The sequence below is a fragment of the Cellulomonas sp. genome (genome assembly GCF_965229465.1).
Lineage (GTDB): Bacteria > Actinomycetota > Actinomycetes > Actinomycetales > Cellulomonadaceae > Cellulomonas.
Window position 1 is genome coordinate 1,186,542 of the sequence record NZ_OZ245882.1, and the last position, 17,047, is coordinate 1,203,588.

The following is a 17,047-nucleotide window of genomic DNA, read 5'->3' on the forward strand; positions in this document are numbered from 1 at the left end:
CTCGTCGATGAGGGTTCGATGAGGGATGCGGTCCCGGCCGGGCCAAGAGATCGGACCACTGCTAGCGTCGCCCGCATGCCCAACGTCGTGGATGCCCACCTTCAGGTGTGGAACCCGGACGCGGTGCACTACCCCTGGATGACCGCGGAGAACGCGGCCGTGCACCGGCCGTTCCGGGTGCCGGACATCGAGGACCAGCTCGCCGACGAGGGCGTGTCGTGGGTGGTCCTCGTGCAGGCCGCCGACAACCGCGCCGACTCCGAGCTCATGCTCTTCCAGGCCCTGTCGTCGCCCCGCGTGGCCGGCGTGGTGGCCTGGGTGCCGCTCGACGCCCCCGACGACGCGGCCACCCAGCTCGACAAGTGGCGGCGGGAGCCGATCGTCGGCATCGGCCACCGGGGGCACGACGAGCACGATCCCGACTGGCTCCTCGACTCCGCCGTCGACGCGAGCCTCACGCTCCTGACCGAGCGCCGGCTCACCCTGGACCTCACCGCGCACACCCCGGCGGCCCTGGCGCACGTCGCGACGCTGGCGGAGAACCACCCGAAGCTGACGATCGTGCTCGACCACCTCGGCGCTCCCCCGCTCGCCGCCCTGCGCGCCGGGGCGCGGGACGGCTGGGCGCGTTGGTCGGCACTGCTCGGTGCGGTCGCGCAGCAGCCCAACGTCGTCGCCAAGCTGTCCGGGCTGACCACCGCCGCCGGCGCGGGCTGGACCCCGGACCACCTGCGACCGGCCGTGGATCGCGCGCTCGAGGTGTTCGGCCCCGACCGGCTGATGCTCGGCAGCGACTGGCCGTACGCCCTGCTGGAGGGCGACTCGTACGCGCAGGTGTGGCACGGACTGCGTTCCACGATCGACCAGCTGTCCGACGACGACCGGGCGGCGGTGCTCGGTGGCACCGCCACGCAGGTGTACGGGCTCCCGTTCGACTCGTTCTGAGCGCGCGGGCGCTAGGTTCGCTCCGTGTCACGATCCGACGACGTCGTCGACGGGGTCAAGCAGATGATCCTCGACGGACGGCTCCACGCAGGCGAACGGCTCCCCGCGGAGAAGGAGCTGGCCGCCACCCTCGGCGTCTCGCGCGGCTCCCTGCGGGAGGGCGTCCGCGCGCTCGGCACGCTCGGCATCCTCGACTCCCGGCACGGCGACGGCACCTACGTGACGACCCTCGACCCGGCGCTGCTGCTGGCCCCCGTCGGGTTCATCGCCGACCTCCAGGACGACGCCTCCGCGTTCCACGCCGTCCGGCGCCTGCTGGAGACCGAGGCTGCGGGACTCGCTGCCCTGCACATCGACGACGACGGGCTCGCGCGCCTGCGCGTCGCTCTCGACGAGACGGCCCGCGCGCTCGTGCAGGTCCCGCTCGACCACGAGCGGCTGGTCGACGCCGACCTGGCCTTCCACGAGGAGGTGGCGCGCGCGTCCGCCAACCCGGTGCTCGCCGCGCTCATCGAGGGCCTGGCCGGTCGGGCATCGCGGACGCGGCTCTGGCGCGGGCTGAGCGACGTGGGCGCCGAGGACCGGACCTTCGTCGAGCACGAGGCGATCCTGGCCGCCGTCGCCGCCCGCGATCCTGACCGCGCGCGGCTACGGATGGCCACGCACCTGCTCGGGCTGGAGGACTCGGCGACGGGCGCGCAGGCGCCCTGGGACAGCTAGCGTCCGGGCGTCGAGTCCCGCAGGACGACCTGCGTCGGCACGTGCGTGAGGCGCGGCTCGTCGGAGGCGTCGGCGAGGGCCAGCTCCGTGGCGGCGATGCCGACGTCGACCAGCGGGATGCGCACGGTGGTCAGCGCCGGGACCACGTCGCGCAGGGTCGAGATGTCGTCGAACCCGGCGAGCGCGATGTCCTCGGGCACCCGGACGCCCGCCTCGCGCCCGGCGGCCAGCGCCCCGAGCGCCATGACGTCGTTGACCGCGAACACCAGCTCCGGCAGCTCTCCGCCGCGCAGCAGGGCGCGCATGGCGTCCTCGCCGCCCTCGTGCGTGAACGCGCTGGTGATCACCGCGTCGTCCGGGACCGGGCTGCCGAGCTCGGCCAGCGCACCGCGGAACGACTCGCTCCGCTCGCGCGCGGTCAGGTGGTCGGCGGGGCCGGCCAGCACCGCGAACCGGCGGTAGCCGCGGGCGTGCAGGGCCTTCGCCAGGTCGCCGGCACCCTGCGCGTTGTCCACGACCACGCTGTCGACGCCGAGGATCGGCTGACCGATCAGGGCCACCGAGCCGCCGACCGCGCGGTAGTCGGCGAGCGCCGCGCGCAGCTCGTCGTTGGTCGCGTCGTCGTCCAGGCGACCACCGGCGATGACGATGGCGCGGGCGCGCTGGCGCTTGAGGAGGTCCACCAGCCCGCTCTCGCGGCTCGGGTCGTGCTGGGTGCTCGCGAGGGTCACCTGGAGGCCGGCGCGGTCGGCGGCCCGGGTGACGCCGGCGGCGATCGAGGAGAAGTACGGGTCCGCGATGTCGTGCACCACCAGGCCGAGGGACGTCGTCCGGCCACGCGCCATCGCCTGCGCGTTGGCGTCCGGGGTGTAGCGCAGCAGGGCCGCGGCGGCGAGCACACGGTCGCGCAGGTCGGCGCGGACCGTGCGGTTGGCGCTGCCGTTGATCGCGCGGGAGGCGGTGGCGAGCGAGACGCCCGCTTCGCGTGCGACGTCACTGAGGGTCACGGAGGCGGCCATGTCTGGAGGGTAGGCGCTTGCCGGTGGTGCGCGGCACGTTCAGCGTGGGCACGCCGGTGGATTGGTGCGGAAAGCGATATCCTGGCCGCGTGACGACGACGCTCGCTCTGGCCGACGCCGTCCTGGTGCTGCGCCCCGACGACGACGTCGGCGTGGCGACGAGGGACCTGCAGTCCGGGACCGTGCTGGGGTCGGTCGTCGTGACCCAGAGCGTGCCCCGCGGCCACAAGCTCGCGGTCCGGGCGGTGCCGCAGGGCGCCCCGGTGCGCAAGTACGGGCAGTCGATCGGTCGCGCCACGCGGGACATCGCCGTCGGCGACCACGTGCACTCGCACAACCTGGGCATGGACGACGACGAGCGCGCCTACGAGTTCGGCACCGCGCGGGTGACCCTCCCTGCTCCCGAGGGGCCGGTCCGCACCTTCGACGGGTACCTGCGCAGCGACGGCCGCTGGGGCACCCGCAACTACGTCGGCATCGTCACCTCCGTGAACTGCTCCGCGTCGACCGCCCGGCTGATCGCCGACCAGTTCCGCGGCCGCGTGCTGGACGCGTACCCGCACGTCGACGGTGTCGTCGCCCTGACCCACGACACCGGCTGCGGCCTGGTCCCCACCAGCGAGGGCGCCCAGATCACCCGGCGGACCCTGCGCGGGTACGCCGACCACCCGAACATCGCGGGCCTGCTGGTCCTCGGGCTCGGCTGCGAGATGCTCCCGGCGCAGACTCTGCTGGACGGGCTCGACCTGCCCGCCGACAAGCCCGTGACCACGCTCGTCATCCAGGACACCGGCGGCATCCGCGCCACCGTGCGCGCCGGGGTCGCGGCCATCGAAGCGATGCTCCCCGGGATCGACGCCCTGCGCCGGTCCCCCGCACCCGTCTCCGAGCTGGTCCTGGGCCTGAACTGCGGCGGGTCCGACGGGTACTCCGGCATCACCGCCAACCCCGCGCTCGGGCACGCGTCCGACCTGCTGGTCGCCCGTGGCGGCACCTCGATCCTCGCGGAGACCCCCGAGGTCTTCGGCGCCGAGCACCTCCTGCTGCGCCGCGCGGTCTCCCGCTCAGTCGGCCAGAAGTTGTTGGATCGCCTCGACTGGTGGAAGGGCTACACCGCGGCCGGCGGCGGCACCATGGACAACAACCCGTCACCCGGCAACAAGGCGGGCGGGCTGACCACGATCCTCGAGAAGTCGCTCGGCGCCGTGGCCAAGGGCGGCACCGCCGAGCTGGTCGAGGTCTACGAGTACGCCGAGAAGGTGACCGCCCGCGGGTTCACGTTCATGGACACCCCCGGGTACGACCCGGTCTCCGTCACCGGCCTCGTCGCCGGCGGCGCGACCGTCGTCGTGTTCACCACCGGCCGCGGGTCCGTGCTCGGCTGCAAGCCGACTCCGTCCATCAAGGTGGCGACGAACACGGCCACCTACCTGCGGATGACCGAGGACATGGACCTCAACGCCGGGCGGATCGTCGACGGCACCGCCACCGTGACGTCCGTCGGCGAGGAGCTGTTCGAGCTGATCATCGCCGTCGCGTCCGGGCGTCAGACCGTGTCCGAGGAGCTGGACCTGGGCTCCGACGAGTTCGTCCCGTGGCAGCTGGGCGCGGTGACCTGACCGGTCGCGGTCGATCTGCGCTCAGTCGTCCAGCCAGCGCAGGACGGTCTGGCCGAACGCGCCGACGAGGGCGAGGCGCGAGGTCGTGCCGCACGCGCGGCACACCAGCGAGTGGTTGACCCACGGCATGCCGTCCACCTGCTGGGTCCCGGACACGTCGAGGGCGGTCGCCCGGCACGCCGGGCAGAACAGGCGCCCCTCGGGGTCCAGCTCGAGTGACGCGCCAGGCATCGCGGACGGCAACATCGAGTGGCTCACGGCGGGGACCTCCGGGTGGTGCAGACGGTGCGGGTTCAGTGCTCAGTGCACCACGTCGGGGGCCGGCCGCGCCTGCCGGACGCGGGTCAGCGGTCCACCCGCGCGCCGCCGCCCCCCGCGAGCTTGAGCACCTCGGCCGTGCTGACCATCGTCGTGTCGCCCGGCGTCGTCATCGCGAGGGCGCCGTGCGCGGCCCCGTACTCGACGGCCGTCTGCAGGTCCTCCCCGGCGAGCAGGCCGTAGGCCAGCCCGGACGCGAACGAGTCCCCGCCGCCGACCCGGTCGAGGATCTCCAGACGCTCGCGGTGCGTCGCGCTGACCAGCCCCGTGCCCTTCGACCAGGCGATCGCACCCCAGTCGTTGACCGTCGCGGAGTGCACCGTGCGCAGCGTCGTGGCGATGACCTGGAAGTTCGGGTACGCCTCCGCCACGCGGTCGATCATGGCGGCGAACGAGTCGAGCTCCAGGGCGGACAGGTTCTCGTCGACGCCCTCCACCTCGAAGCCGAGCGAGGCCGTGAAGTCCTCCTCGTTGCCGATCATCACGTCGATCTGCGGGGCGATGGTCCGGTTGACCTCCTGCGCGCGGGCCTGGCCGCCGACCGCCTTCCACAGGCTCGGTCGGTAGTTGAGGTCGTAGCTGACGATCGTCCCGTGCTTGCGGGCGACCGTCACCGCCTCGATCACGGTCTCGGCCGCGCTGTCGGACAGGGCCGCGAAGATGCCGCCGGTGTGGAACCAGCGCACCCCGAGCTCGCCGAACAGGTGCTCCCAGTCGACGTCCCCGGGCGCCAGCTGCGCCGCCGCGGTGTGGCCGCGGTCGCTCACCCCGACCGCCCCGCGCACGCCGAACCCGCGCTCGGTGAAGTTCAGCCCGTTCCGCACCGCCCGGCCGACACCGTCGTAGGGCACCCAGCGCAGCAACGAGGTGTCGACTCCACCCGTGAGGATGCAGTCCTCCACCAGCCGGCCGACCTCGTTGTCCGCGAGCGCGGTGACGATCGCGGTGCGCAGCCCGAACGCCCGCCGCAGGCCCCGGGCGACGTTGTACTCGCCGCCGCCCTCCCACACGCGGAACGAGCGGGCGGTCCGGATGCGACCCTCGCCGGGGTCGAGGCGGAGCATGACCTCGCCGAGCGACACCGCGTCGTAGCGCGTCTCGCTCGCGGGGCGGATGACCAGGTCGGACATGGGAGGCGCTCCTTCGAGCTCGAGGTCAGGGGTGCGCGACGAGGCTGACGGCCTCGGCCGTGAGGTCGCGGACGGCGTCGAGGTCCCCGCCGCGGATGAGGTCTCGGGGCACCATCCAGGACCCACCGACCGCCCGGACGGACGGCAGCGCGAGGTACTCGGCGAGGTTGCCCGGGCCGATGCCGCCCGTCGGGACGAAGCCGACGTCGCCGAACGGTGCCGCGAGGGCCGCGACCGCCTTGGCGCCGCCGGACGTACCGGCGGGGAAGAACTTCACGGTGGTCAGGCCCAGCTCCAGCGCGGCCTGCACCTCGGTGGCCGTGACCGCGCCGGGCAGCGCGAGGACGCCGTGCTCCTGGCAGCGCTCGACGACGGCCCGGCTCAGTCCGGGCGAGACGACGTAGGACGCTCCGGCCGCGACGGCCTGGTCGACCTGCTGGGGGGTGAGCACGGTGCCGGCGCCGACGAGGACGTCACCGCGCGCGGCGATCACCCGGATCGCGTCCGCCGCGGCGGCGGTCCGGAAGGTGACCTCCGCGACGGGGAGACCCCCGTCGACCAGGGCCTGGGCCAGCGCGTCCGCACGAGCTGCGTCGTCGATGACCACCACGGGGACCAGGCGGTGCGCCGCGAGGCGCTGCAGGATGTCGCTCACTGGTGCTCCTTCGCACTGTGCTCGTTTCCGCCACGGGACGGGAAAGCGTTTGCCGACTTCGGAGGAGCATACGCCTCGCGCGGGAGGCGGTACGCGAGATCCACCGCGGTGTCGATCGCCTCGTCGAGGTCGAGCCGGTGCTCCGCGACCAGCCGCGCCAGGAAGCCGGCGTCGACCCGCCGGGCCAGGTCGTGCCGCGCGGGGATGGAGCAGAAGGCGCGGGTGTCGTCGACGAAGCCCGTGGTGTTGGCGAACCCGGCCGTGTCCGTCACTGCCTCGCGGAACCGTCGCATGCCGTCCGGGGTGTCCAGGAACCACCACGGAGCGCCCAGCCGCACGGACGGGTAGACGCCGGCGATCGGGGCGAGCTCGCGGCTGAACGTGTCCTCGTCGACCGTGAAGAGCACGAGCCGCAGGCCCGGGTGGTGGCCGAACGCCTCGAGCACGGGGCGCAGCCCGCGCACGTACTCGGTCGGCACCGGGATGTCGTAGCCGACGTCCGGACCGCGCAGGGCCGCGACCGCCGGGTCGTGGTCGCGCAGACGCCCGGGTGCAGCTGCATGACCAGGCCGTCCTCGGCGGACATGCGCGCCATCTCGAACAGCATGTGGCCCGAGAACGCCTGCGCGTCCGCCGGGTCGACCTGGCCGCGCAGCGCAGCCGAGACGATCCGCTCCGCCTCCGGCTCGCTCAGCGGCGTGGTGTCCGCGGAGAGGTGCCCGTGGTCGGTCGCCCGCGCGCCCGCCTCGATGAAGACGCGTCGGCGCTCCTCGAGCGCGCGCAGCAGGTCGCGGTACCCCCCGACCGCGACCCCCGACCGCTGCTCGAGCAGGGCGACGTCCGCCCCCCACCCGGGTCGGTCGACGTGCAGGAGGGCGTCGGGGCGGAACGTCGGCACGATCCGGTCGCCCCAGCCCCGGTCGGCCAGGTCGGCGTGGTCGGCGAGGGTCGCGGTCGCCGCGTCGGTGGTGGCCAGGATCTCGATCCCGAACGTGTCGAACAGCGCCAGCGGCCGGAACGCCGGCTTCTCGAGACGCTCGGCGAGCAGGTCGTACAGCCGGTCGGCGGAGTCGGCCGACGGGCGCTCGTCCAGCCCGAACACCTCGACCAGCACGTGCTCGAGCCAGTAGCGCGTGGGCGTGCCCCGGAACAGCGGCCAGTGGGTGGCGAACGTGCGCCAGACCTCGCGCGGATCGGCGGTGACCCCCGGACGGTCGGCGCGGGGGACCCCGAGGGCGTCGTGCGGCACGCCGTGGGACACCAGCATGCGCACCAGGTAGTGGTCGGGGGTGACCAGCAGTGAGGCCGGGTCCGCGAACGGCTCGTCACGCGCCAGGACCCCGGCGTCGACGTGCCCGTGCATCGAGACGATCGGCAGCGTCGCCGTCGCCCCCAGGATCTCGCGCGCGATCGGTCGCACGCCGGGGTCGCTGGGCAACGCCCGGTCAGGGTGCAACGACCACCCGGTCTCGATCACCATCGGAACCTCCTCGGCGCCCACCGCTCACGCGGATGACCCGCGGTGCAAACGCATTCATGGCAGCCAAGCAGGTGATCACGCCGACCACAAGGGCCATCGGCGCGCCGTCCCGCATCTCGGGACGCCCGTTGCCAGCAGCGGACGGCCTGTGCTGAAATCGCATTCATCCGCACGCCGACGTCGAGCAGGGAGGGACCATGGTGGTCACGCTGCGCGACGTCGCGCGCGCCGCCGGCGTCTCCCCGGCCACCGCGTCCCGCGCGCTCAGCGCGCCCGACCTCGTGGCACCGGCGCGGCGTGAGCTCGTCCAGCAGGTCGCTCGGGAGCTCGGGTACCGGCCCAACCGCGCCGCGCGGGAGCTGATCACCGGCCGCACCGGGAACCTGTGCCTCGTGGTGCCGGACCTGGAGAGCCCGTTCTTCGCGGCGGTCGCCAAGGGCGTGCAGGCACGCGCCCGTGCCCTCGGGTTCGCGCTCCTGGTCGCCGACGCCGAGGAGGACCCCCGCCTGGAGGCGGAGCTGGTCGGGCACCTCGGCGCGCAGGTGGACGGCGTCATCCTGTCCTCGCCGCGGATGTCCGACGTCGAGCTCGACCGCCTCAGCCGGGACGTCCTGGACGAGGACGTCCCCCTCGTCCTCGTCAACCGCCGGCACGGTGGCCTGCCGTCCGTGGTGATCGACAACGCCGACGGGATCCGGCAGGCCGTCCGGCACCTGTACGCGCTCGGGCACCGCCGCATCGGGTACGCCGGCGGCCCGGTCGGCTCGTGGTCGGACACCCAGCGGCGGCACGGGCTCGAGCACGCGTCGCACGGGCTGCGCCACGTCGAGGTGACCGACCTCGGGCACTTCCCTCCCGTGTTCGGCGGCGGCGTGGCTGCCGGTGACCTCGTGGCAGCCAGCGGGGTCACCGCGGTGCTGGCGCACAACGACCTGCTCGCGCTCGGCATCCTCAGCAGGCTGCACGCGCGGGGCGTGCGGGTGCCCGAGGACGTCTCGGTCGTCGGGTACGACGACATCCCCGCCGCGACCCTCGTGTCGCCGGCCCTCACCACCGTCACCGTCCCGCTGGCCCGGCTGGGCCGCGCGGCGGTGGACCTGCTCGTCGAGGCCGGACCGGTACCGACGCCGACCGAGTCCGCGCTGGCGACCGCCCTGAGCGCGGCGGACGGCGGGCTCGTCGGGGGCTCGGGCACGCCTCCGTCGGTCCTCATCGGTGTCGAGCTTGTCGTCCGCGCGTCCACCGGCGTGGTGAGCGCGCAGGCGTCGGTGGCCGACGGATGACCGGCAGCCGGCTCTCGCGCACGACCCTCGCCTGCCTCGTCCCGACCCTCCCGGGCGTCAGGCTGCCCGCGGTCGACCCGGCTGAGGTCACGGTGGGTCTGGTGCACCTCGGCCTCGGGGCGTTCCATCGGGCGCACCAGGCGGTCTTCACCGAGGACGCCGCCGCGGCGACCGGCGAGAACGGCTGGGGCATCCTCGGCGTGACGCAGCGCAGCGCGCGCGTGGTCGAGCAGCTGGCGCCGCAGGACGGCCTCTACGGCGTGCTGACCAAGGGGACGGACGAGACGTCGCTGCGGCTCGTCGGATCCCTGCGGGACGTGGCGTTCCCGGGGACCGACACGGCGCGGGTGCTCACCACGATCGCGGCACCGACCACCCACCTCGTGACCCTCACCGTCACGGAGAAGGGCTACCGCCGTGCGGCCGACGGCGGCCCTGACCTGACCGATCCCGACCTGGCCGCCGACCTGGCTGCCCTGGCCGTCGAGGTCCGCGGCGGACGGGCCGGCGCCCCCGCACGCTCGCCGCTCGGGCTGCTGCTGCGCGGCCTCGCCGCGCGCGAGCGGGCTGACGCGGGGCCCCTCACGGTCGTGTGCTGCGACAACCTGGCGAACAACGGCGCCGTCCTGGCAGCCCTCGTCGGGGCTGCCCTCGACGCGGTGCCCGACGGCGCGCGGCTGCGGGAGTGGATCGACGCCTCGGTCCGCTTCCCGGGCACGATGGTCGACCGGATCGTGCCCGCCACCACGGACGCCCACCGGGCCGAGGCGGCCGTACTCCTCGGGCTGACGGACGCCGGACTGGTGGTGGGTGAGCCCTTCACGCAGTGGGTCATCGAGGACGACTTCGCCGGTCGCCGGCCCGCGTGGGAGCGCGCCGGGGCCACCCTGACGTCCGACGTCGCGCCGTACGAGCGCGCCAAGCTGCGGGTCCTCAACGCCAGCCACTCGACGCTCGCCTATCTCGGCGCGCTGCGCGGGTACGCCACGATCGCCCAGGCGGTGGCTGACCCGGACCTGGCCGCCGCGGTGCGGGCACTGGTCGACGAGGACGTGCTGCCCACCCTGGTCGCGCCGGACGGCATGGACCTGGCGCGGTACCGGGACGACGTCCTCGAGCGGTTCGCCAACCCGAACACCGGGCACACCACGGTGCAGGTGGCCATGGACGGGTCGCAGAAGCTCTCGCCGCGCCTGCTCGGCACGGTCCGCGACCGGCTCGCCGAGGGTGCCGTTCCCACCGCCGCCGCCCTGACCGTCGCCGCGTGGATGGCGTACGTGCGCGCGACGACGCAGGGCGAGCTCGTCGTCGACGGTCGCCGGATCGCCCTGGACGATCCGCTCGCGCCCGCTCTCGCCGCTGCCGCCTCCGGGCCGCTCGACACGCTCGCGGACCGGATGCTCGACGTCGGCGCGGTGTTCGGGGACGACCTGGGCGACTCAGCCGCGTTCCGGTCCGCCGTGCGCGCGGCCGTCGCGAACCTGGTGAACGCCCGGGTCTGACGACGCCGTCAGCGCGCCGCCGGTCCGCGGTGCGCTCGCGGGCAGACGTCGTCACGCACGTCAGCGCGCCGCTGGTCCGCGGTGCGTTCAGGGGCAGACGTCGTCGCGCCGACCGAGCGAGGCGCTCGCGTGCGGACTTTGTTGCACCCAGCGGAACGAAGTCTTCACGCATCGCCGGCGGTGGGATCCCGGGGCGTCAGTCTTGACGCGAGCGGAGCGCCATGCGCTAAAGTGGAAAGCGCATTCCCACTCCGACCGACACCGCGGTCCCGAACACTCGGAGCACTCATGACGACCCGCACCCTGCGCATCGGGATGAACGGCATCACCGGCCGGATGGGCTACCGCCAGCACCTGGTCCGGTCGATCCTGTCGATCCGCGACCAGGGCGGCGTCACGCTCGAGGATGGCACCCGCGTCCAGGTCGAGCCGATCCTCGTGGGTCGCAACGCCGACAAGGTGCGCGAGCTGGCCGAGCTGCACGGGATCGAGCACTGGACCACCGACGCCGACTCGGTCATCAACGACCCGACGGTCGACATCTACTTCGACGCCCAGGTGACCAGCCGCCGCTACAGCGCGCTCACCGCGGCGATGAAGGCCGGCAAGCACATCTTCACCGAGAAGCCGACGGCCGAGACGTTGGCCGAGGCGATCGACCTGGCCCGCCTGCGCGAGAGCACGGGCGTCACGGCGGGCGTCGTGCACGACAAGCTCTACCTGCCGGGCCTGGTCAAGCTGCGCCGGCTGGTGGACGAGGGCTTCTTCGGCCGCATCCTGTCGCTGCGCGGTGAGTTCGGCTACTGGGTGTTCGAGGGCGACGGCCAGGAGGCCCAGCGCCCCAGCTGGAACTACCGCAAGGAGGACGGCGGCGGCATCGTCGTCGACATGTTCTGCCACTGGAACTACGTGCTGGAGGGCATCCTCGGCACGGTCAAGACGGTGAACGCGCAGACCGCGACGCACATCCCGACGCGCTGGGACGAGCAGGGCACGGCGTACGACGCCACCGCCGACGACGCCGCGTATGGGATCTTCGAGATCGAGACGCCGGGCGGCGACCCCGTCGTCGCGCAGATCAACTCCTCCTGGACGGTCCGGGTCTACCGCGACGAGCTGGTCGAGTTCCAGATCGACGGCACGCACGGCTCGGCGGTCGCAGGGCTGAACAAGTGCGTCGCCCAGCAGCGCGCCCACACCCCGAAGCCCGTGTGGAACCCGGACCTGCCCGTCACCGAGTCGTTCCGCGACCAGTGGCTCGAGGTGCCGGCCAACGGCGACCTGGACAACGGCTTCAAGCTGCAGTGGGAGGAGTTCCTGCGCGACGTCGTCGCCGGCCGCACCCACCGCTTCGACCTCCTGTCGGCCGCGCGTGGCGTCCAGCTGGCCGAGCTGGGCCTGCGCTCGTCGGCGGAGGGCCGGCGTCTCGACGTCCCCACCATCGAGCTGTGACCGGCGACCTCAGCCGGCTGTCGCTGAATACCGCGACGACCAAGCGCTGGACCCTCCAGGAGGCGGTCGACGGAGCCGTCCGCGCGGGGCTCCCCGCGATCGGCGTCTGGCGCGACCGGGTCCAGGAGGCCGGGGTCGCCGAGGCCGCGAAGATCGTCGCCGACGCCGGCCTCCGCGTCTCGTCCCTGTGCCGCGGCGGGTTCCTCACCGCGGAGGACGAGGGTGACGCCACGGCGGCACTCGACGACAACCGCCGCGCGATTGTCGAGGCGGCGACGCTCGGCACGCGCGAGCTGATCATGGTCGTCGGCGGGCTGCCCGCGGCGAGCGCGCCCGGCGGCCCCGCACTGCCCGGAACAGCCGGCCGCGATCTCGTCGGCGCCCGGCAGCGGGTCGCGGACCGGATCGGCGAGCTCGCCCCCTTCGCGGCCGGGCACGGCGTCCGGCTCGTGCTGGAGCCGCTGCACCCGATCTTCGCCGCCGACCGCGCGGTCATCTCGACGCTCAGGCAGGCGCTCGACCTCGCGGAGCCGTTCCCCGCGGACGTCGTCGGCGTCGTCGTCGACACGTACCACGTGTGGTGGGACCCGGACCTCCAGCGCCAGATCGCCCGGGCCGGCGCTGCGGGCAGGATCGCGAGCTATCAGGTGTGCGACTGGGTCCTGCCTCTGGCGGCCGATGCGCTGCTGTCCCGCGGGCACGTCGGCGACGGGTACATCGACTTCGCGACGATCACGCGCTGGGTGGCCGAGACCGGCTACACCGGGGACGTCGAGGTGGAGATCTTCAACGAGTCGATCTGGGACACCCCGGGCGACGAGACGGTCGCGACGCTGGCTGAGCGGTACCTCCGCTTGGTGCAGCCTTACCTCTGAGAGGCCAGGCGCTGCGCCGAGGGCACGACAGCCACCGAACGGGTGACCGTGCGGGAGGACCACCACCACCCGATGCGTCGGTTAGGACTCCTGGGCCAGCAGGTCGCCCAGCACCGCGGCGAACCGCCGGCCGATCAGGCGGTGGGCGTCCGCGTCCGGGTGCATCTGGTCGCGCATCGGCAGGTCGTCCCAGTCGGACCAGCCGTAGAGGGTCGTGCCGTCGACGTAGGTCAGCGCACCGTCCCCGCGGGCCTCGACGATCGCGCGGAGCACGGACCGGATGACCGTCAGGGTCAGCTTGCCGTCGGCGACCTCGGAGGGCTGCCCGGTGGTGCGGAACACCGACGGGTCGGCCGGGTCGAGCGACGTCGGCCCCGGGGTGGTCTCGACCAGCGGGCACAGGAGCGGCGAGACGAGGACCAGCGGCGTGGTCGGGTGTCCGTCGCGGACGGTGTCGAGGAACCCGTGCACCGCGGGGGCGAAGGCACGCAGGTGGATGGCGTCGTGGTTCACCACGTTGATGCCGAGCTTGAGGGTGATGACGTCGGCGGGCTGGTCGCGGATCGCGCGGGCGACGAAGGGGTCGAGCACCGCGTTGCCGGAGAACCCGAGGTTGACCAGGTCGAGCCCGGCGGCACGCGCGGCGACCATGGGCCACGCCCCGAGTGCCGATGCGGCGCCGGCGCCGTGGCTGATCGACGAGCCGTGGTGCACCCAGCGCGGCGCGTCCACCGGCGACGGCGCGGACACGGGGGCGTCGATGGTGAGCGCGAGGAGCCGCGTGGTCTCCCCCGGCGGCAGCCAGATCTCGACGTCGCGCTCGACCGTGCCGTCGCCGCCGAGCGCGAGCTCCACGACGCCTGCCGGACCGGGTCGCTCGGAGGTCGTCCCGGTGAGGGGCTCGAGCAGGAAGACGCCGGCCGCGGAGGCCACGGCCGACGGCTGCGGCACGACGACCCCGTCGACGATCACGTCGTACGGCTGGGGCTCCGCGGGCGGTGCCGGGTCGACCGCCACGCGCAGCACGGCGACATCCAGCCGTGCGGTGGCGGCAGCCGTCCGGAAGCGGAGCCGGACGCCCGACCCCTGCGCCTCCACCATGGCCATGAAGTCGTCGGGGAGCTGCGGCCGCGTCCACGCGGGGAGACGGTGCGGGAGCCCGTCCTCCAGCCACGACGCCCCGCGGATCTCCACCCGCGGGTCCGGCAGGTCCAGACGCATCAGAAGACGTTCCCGGTCTCGCGGAACTCGCGCCAGACGTTCTCGAAGAAGTCGTCGTCCTCGGGGATGGGCCGACGCGGGCGCCACCGGAAGCTCATCCGACCGGCGGGGTCGTCGTCGGACGGTTCCCAGGAGGTCTCCTGCACCTCGTCGTCCAGCGCGCCGCCGTCCAGGGTGAACCGGAACACGTCGGGGAGCTCGGCCAGGCCGTGCGGGATCGCACCGCCCGGGTCGGTGTAGAGCACCGAGCCGCGGGACCGGCCGCCGTGCCCGACGTAGTCGGCCATCGCGGACAGGTACACGTAGGCGCTGGTGAGGATGTCCCGCACCAGGAACGTGCGGTTGATCGAGCGGCGCGACGAGGCGTCGGCGGACACGTTCGCCTCGTACGACGCCAGCCACGCGTGCACCTGCTCCAGGGCTTCGTGGATCGACTGCGCCGAGCGCACCGGGCCCGCCTTGGCGCTCATGAGCACCTGGACCTCGTCGAGAAGGTCGCCGGTGTTGTCGGGGATGCCGGACGCGGCCCGCGACGATGCCGCCGCAACCAGTGCGAGGGCAGCGTCCACGACGGAGGTGGCCGACGACTCGAAGGGACGCGGATCCTCGGTCCGTCGCGCCGCGATGAACTGCGCCGCCCTCGTCGCGCCCACCTGCCCGCTGTTCAGCGCCGCGCCGCCGGGCCGGTAGACCCCGTGCGCGCCGCCGGCCTCGCCGACCGGGAAGAAGCCCTCGATGTTCGACTGCCACCAGGCGTCGACCACGAGCCCGCCGTTGTTGTGCTGGGCGCAGACGTCCACCTCGAGCATCGTCGTCTCGAGGTCCACGTACGGGTTCTTGCCCAGGTAGAACTGGTACGCGGGCTCGTTCATGCGCCGCAGCCGCTCGATGGGCGTGCCGAACAGGACGCCCGCCCGGTCGAGGTACTCGTACGCCTCGGGGCTCAGCGCGGACGGGTCGAAGTCCTCCTGGACGGGGTTGCGACGAAAGTCGAGGAACACCCGCCGCCCGCGCAGCACGGTCTCCCGGTAGACCAGCAGGTCGATCAGCGACGAGCCGTCCAGCGCCTTCCGGATGTCGAACGGCCACTGGTAGCCCTTGAGGAACACCAGCGACATGAGCTGGCCATAGTCAGGGATCGCTTCGGTCAGGAACTCCCGCGGCGAGGAGACCCCGTCGGCATCCGTCGAGACGAACGTCGGGACGACCTGCATGTACGTGCCCGACACGTTCCAGCGCGGGTGCGTCGAGGCCAGCCCGAACTGCCACTCCGTGAGGTTCTTGCCGTGCACGCCCGCGCGATACGCCGCCCCGGACGCGCCCCACTGGCCGTTCGGGAACACGCGCGTCGCGTACATCCCGGCCGGGCCGCCGGTCGCGTAGACGAGGTTGGTGCAGCGGAACAGCAGGAACGGGGACTCGGCGCCGTCGTGCGGCACGTCGGTCCGCAGCACCAGCAGCCCCGCGACCGCGCCGTCCTCGACGATCACGTCGACCACCCGGCACTCGTCGTAGATGCGCGTCCCGTTGCGGTGGACCTTCTTCTCCAGCTGCTCGACCATCGACCGGCTGGTGTAGGGCCCCACGGAGGTGGCGCGACGACGGGGGTCGTGGTCGGTCTTGTAGCCGATGAACTCGCCGTACCGGTTCTGCGGGAACGGCACGCCCAGGTCGCACAGGCGCAGGAACCCGCGGGCGCTCAGGGCGGCCTCGGCCAGCGCGTTGTCGCCGTCCATCGCCCCACCGGAGTAGAGCGTCTCGGCCATCTCCCGCACGGAGTCGCCGTCGCCACCCGAGAGCGTGAGCTTGTAGTAGGTCTGCTTGTCCGAGCCGGCGTTGCGCGACGAGCCCGCGTTGACCTTGTCGGCGACCATGACGACGTCGGTCTGGCCGAGCTCCCAGAGCCGGTCGGCGGCGCAGAAGCCCGCGGAGCCGGTGCCGACGACGACGGTGTTGACGGTGACGACGGGGACGCCGTGGAGGGACTCCATCAGAGCACCGGGATGTGCAGGCCGCCGTCGACGTGGAACACCTCGCCGGTCGAGTACGGGGTCTGCCCCGAGGCCAGGATCGACACCGCGCCTGCGACGTCGGACGGTCGGCCCCACCGGTTGATCGGCGCCAGCCCGTCCGCGATCAGCGCGTCGTACTTCTCCGTGACGCCCGCGGTCATGTCGGTCGCGATGACGCCCGGCCGGACCTCGTAGACGACGATGCCCTCGGGGGCGAGGCGGACCGCGAACAGCTGGGTGGCCATGGCGACGCCTGCCTTGGAGACGCAGTACTCGCCGCGGTTGGTGGAGACGGCGGTGGCGGAGATGGACGAGACGTTGATGACCGTGGCGCGCGGACCGTCCTCGACCGAGGAGCCGAGCGCGATGACCCGGTTGGCGAACGTCTGCGTGAGGAAGTACGGCCCGCGCAGGTTGATGCCGAGCACGCGGTCGAAGCTCTCGGCTCCGGCCTCGAGCAGGTCCGCCCGCACGCTGGGTGCGACCCCGGCGTTGTTGACCAGCAGGTCGAGGCGACCCCAGGCCTCGACGGCGTCGTCGACGAACCGGGCGTGGTCGTCCAGGTCGGCCACCGAACCCCGCACGTAGCGGACCCGGCCGGGCGCGTCGAGCGACTCCAGCAGCTCGGTCGGCTCCTCGCGGGTGGCCAGGATCGACACCGCGAACCCGTCGGCGAGCAGCCGTTGCGTGATGCCGAGGCCGATCCCTCGATTGCCCCCGGTGACCAGAGCGACTGCGGGCATCGTTGCCTACTTCCGTGTGCGGGGACGCGTGTTCCGGACTCGATCGTGCCATGCGCACGGCGTTCAGGGCAAG

The 17,047-nt window shown here is 73.3% G+C and carries 14 protein-coding genes and 1 pseudogene; 7 read left to right on the top strand and 8 right to left on the bottom strand.

Annotated elements, in window-relative coordinates; translation table 11 throughout:
• The first annotated feature begins 75 nt into the window (after positions 1-75).
• Both ACO06A_RS05655 and ACO06A_RS05660 read left to right on the top strand, forming a co-directional pair.
• Positions 76-945: an amidohydrolase family protein gene (locus ACO06A_RS05655; protein ID WP_421735062.1), complete on the top strand. Its 870-nt coding sequence runs from the start codon at positions 76-78 to the stop codon at positions 943-945.
• A gap of 24 nt (positions 946-969) precedes the next feature.
• A complete protein-coding gene (locus ACO06A_RS05660; protein WP_175345878.1) occupies positions 970-1,665 on the top strand; it encodes an FCD domain-containing protein in 696 nt (231 codons plus the stop codon).
• Here ACO06A_RS05660 and ACO06A_RS05665 read toward each other — a convergent pair.
• Positions 1,662-2,684, bottom strand: a complete 1,023-nt coding sequence (locus tag ACO06A_RS05665) for a LacI family DNA-binding transcriptional regulator (protein WP_421735063.1) — start codon at positions 2,682-2,684, stop codon at positions 1,662-1,664. The two genes, ACO06A_RS05660 and ACO06A_RS05665, sit on opposite strands and share 4 nt — an antisense overlap.
• A gap of 89 nt (positions 2,685-2,773) precedes the next feature.
• Here ACO06A_RS05665 and ACO06A_RS05670 point away from each other — a divergent pair, with 89 nt between their 5' ends.
• A complete protein-coding gene (locus tag ACO06A_RS05670) occupies positions 2,774-4,303 on the top strand; it encodes a UxaA family hydrolase (RefSeq protein WP_421735064.1) in 1,530 nt (509 codons plus the stop codon).
• Between the two features lie 21 nt (positions 4,304-4,324).
• Here the strand turns inward: ACO06A_RS05670 and ACO06A_RS05675 are convergent, their stop codons facing one another.
• From ACO06A_RS05675 to uxaC, 4 genes and pseudogenes are all read right to left on the bottom strand, one after another.
• A complete protein-coding gene (locus tag ACO06A_RS05675; protein ID WP_421735065.1) occupies positions 4,325-4,561 on the bottom strand; it encodes a hypothetical protein in 237 nt (78 codons plus the stop codon).
• 86 nt (positions 4,562-4,647) lie between these two features.
• Entirely contained in the window at positions 4,648-5,751 is a 1,104-nt protein-coding gene (locus ACO06A_RS05680) for a PfkB family carbohydrate kinase (protein WP_421735066.1), read from the bottom strand.
• A gap of 25 nt (positions 5,752-5,776) precedes the next feature.
• Positions 5,777-6,406 carry a bifunctional 4-hydroxy-2-oxoglutarate aldolase/2-dehydro-3-deoxy-phosphogluconate aldolase gene (gene eda / locus ACO06A_RS05685; RefSeq protein ID WP_421735067.1) on the bottom strand — a complete coding sequence of 210 codons (630 nt, stop codon included), beginning with the start codon at positions 6,404-6,406 and terminating at the stop codon, positions 5,777-5,779.
• Positions 6,403-7,886: pseudogene (uxaC, locus tag ACO06A_RS05690) on the bottom strand (glucuronate isomerase). The gene eda and the pseudogene uxaC overlap by 4 nt, the downstream one beginning before the upstream one ends.
• A 197-nt stretch (positions 7,887-8,083) precedes the next feature.
• On the opposite strand from uxaC, the gene ACO06A_RS05695 reads away from it, so the two are divergent.
• The 4 genes from ACO06A_RS05695 to ACO06A_RS05710 all read left to right on the top strand — a co-directional run bounded on the left by ACO06A_RS05695 (position 8,084) and on the right by ACO06A_RS05710 (position 12,998).
• The gene (locus ACO06A_RS05695) at positions 8,084-9,169 is read left to right on the top strand and encodes a LacI family DNA-binding transcriptional regulator (protein WP_421735068.1); all 1,086 of its coding nucleotides are present in this window, start codon (positions 8,084-8,086) and stop codon (positions 9,167-9,169) included.
• The gene (locus ACO06A_RS05700; RefSeq protein WP_421735069.1) at positions 9,166-10,671 is read left to right on the top strand and encodes a mannitol dehydrogenase family protein; all 1,506 of its coding nucleotides are present in this window, start codon (positions 9,166-9,168) and stop codon (positions 10,669-10,671) included. The genes ACO06A_RS05695 and ACO06A_RS05700 overlap by 4 nt, the downstream gene beginning before the upstream one ends.
• A gap of 288 nt (positions 10,672-10,959) precedes the next feature.
• On the top strand, positions 10,960-12,123 hold the full coding sequence (locus ACO06A_RS05705) for a Gfo/Idh/MocA family protein (protein ID WP_421735070.1): 1,164 nt from the start codon (positions 10,960-10,962) through the stop codon (positions 12,121-12,123).
• Positions 12,120-12,998: a sugar phosphate isomerase/epimerase family protein gene (locus ACO06A_RS05710; RefSeq protein ID WP_421735071.1), complete on the top strand. Its 879-nt coding sequence runs from the start codon at positions 12,120-12,122 to the stop codon at positions 12,996-12,998. Before ACO06A_RS05705 ends, ACO06A_RS05710 begins: the two co-directional genes overlap by 4 nt.
• Before the next feature lie 81 nt (positions 12,999-13,079).
• Here the strand turns inward: ACO06A_RS05710 and ACO06A_RS05715 are convergent, their stop codons facing one another.
• Genes ACO06A_RS05715 through ACO06A_RS05725 form a run of 3 tightly spaced genes read right to left on the bottom strand, consistent with a single transcriptional unit; the run spans position 13,080 to position 16,974 of the window.
• On the bottom strand, positions 13,080-14,219 hold the full coding sequence (locus ACO06A_RS05715) for an SGNH/GDSL hydrolase family protein (protein WP_421735072.1): 1,140 nt from the start codon (positions 14,217-14,219) through the stop codon (positions 13,080-13,082).
• Positions 14,219-16,210 (bottom strand): FAD-binding protein, encoded by a 1,992-nt coding sequence (locus ACO06A_RS05720; RefSeq protein ID WP_421735073.1) that lies wholly within the window; start codon positions 16,208-16,210, stop codon positions 14,219-14,221. The genes ACO06A_RS05715 and ACO06A_RS05720 overlap by 1 nt, the downstream gene beginning before the upstream one ends.
• Entirely contained in the window at positions 16,210-16,974 is a 765-nt protein-coding gene (locus tag ACO06A_RS05725) for a 3-ketoacyl-ACP reductase (protein ID WP_421735074.1), read from the bottom strand. The genes ACO06A_RS05720 and ACO06A_RS05725 overlap by 1 nt, the downstream gene beginning before the upstream one ends.
• Positions 16,975-17,047: the final 73 nt, after the last annotated feature.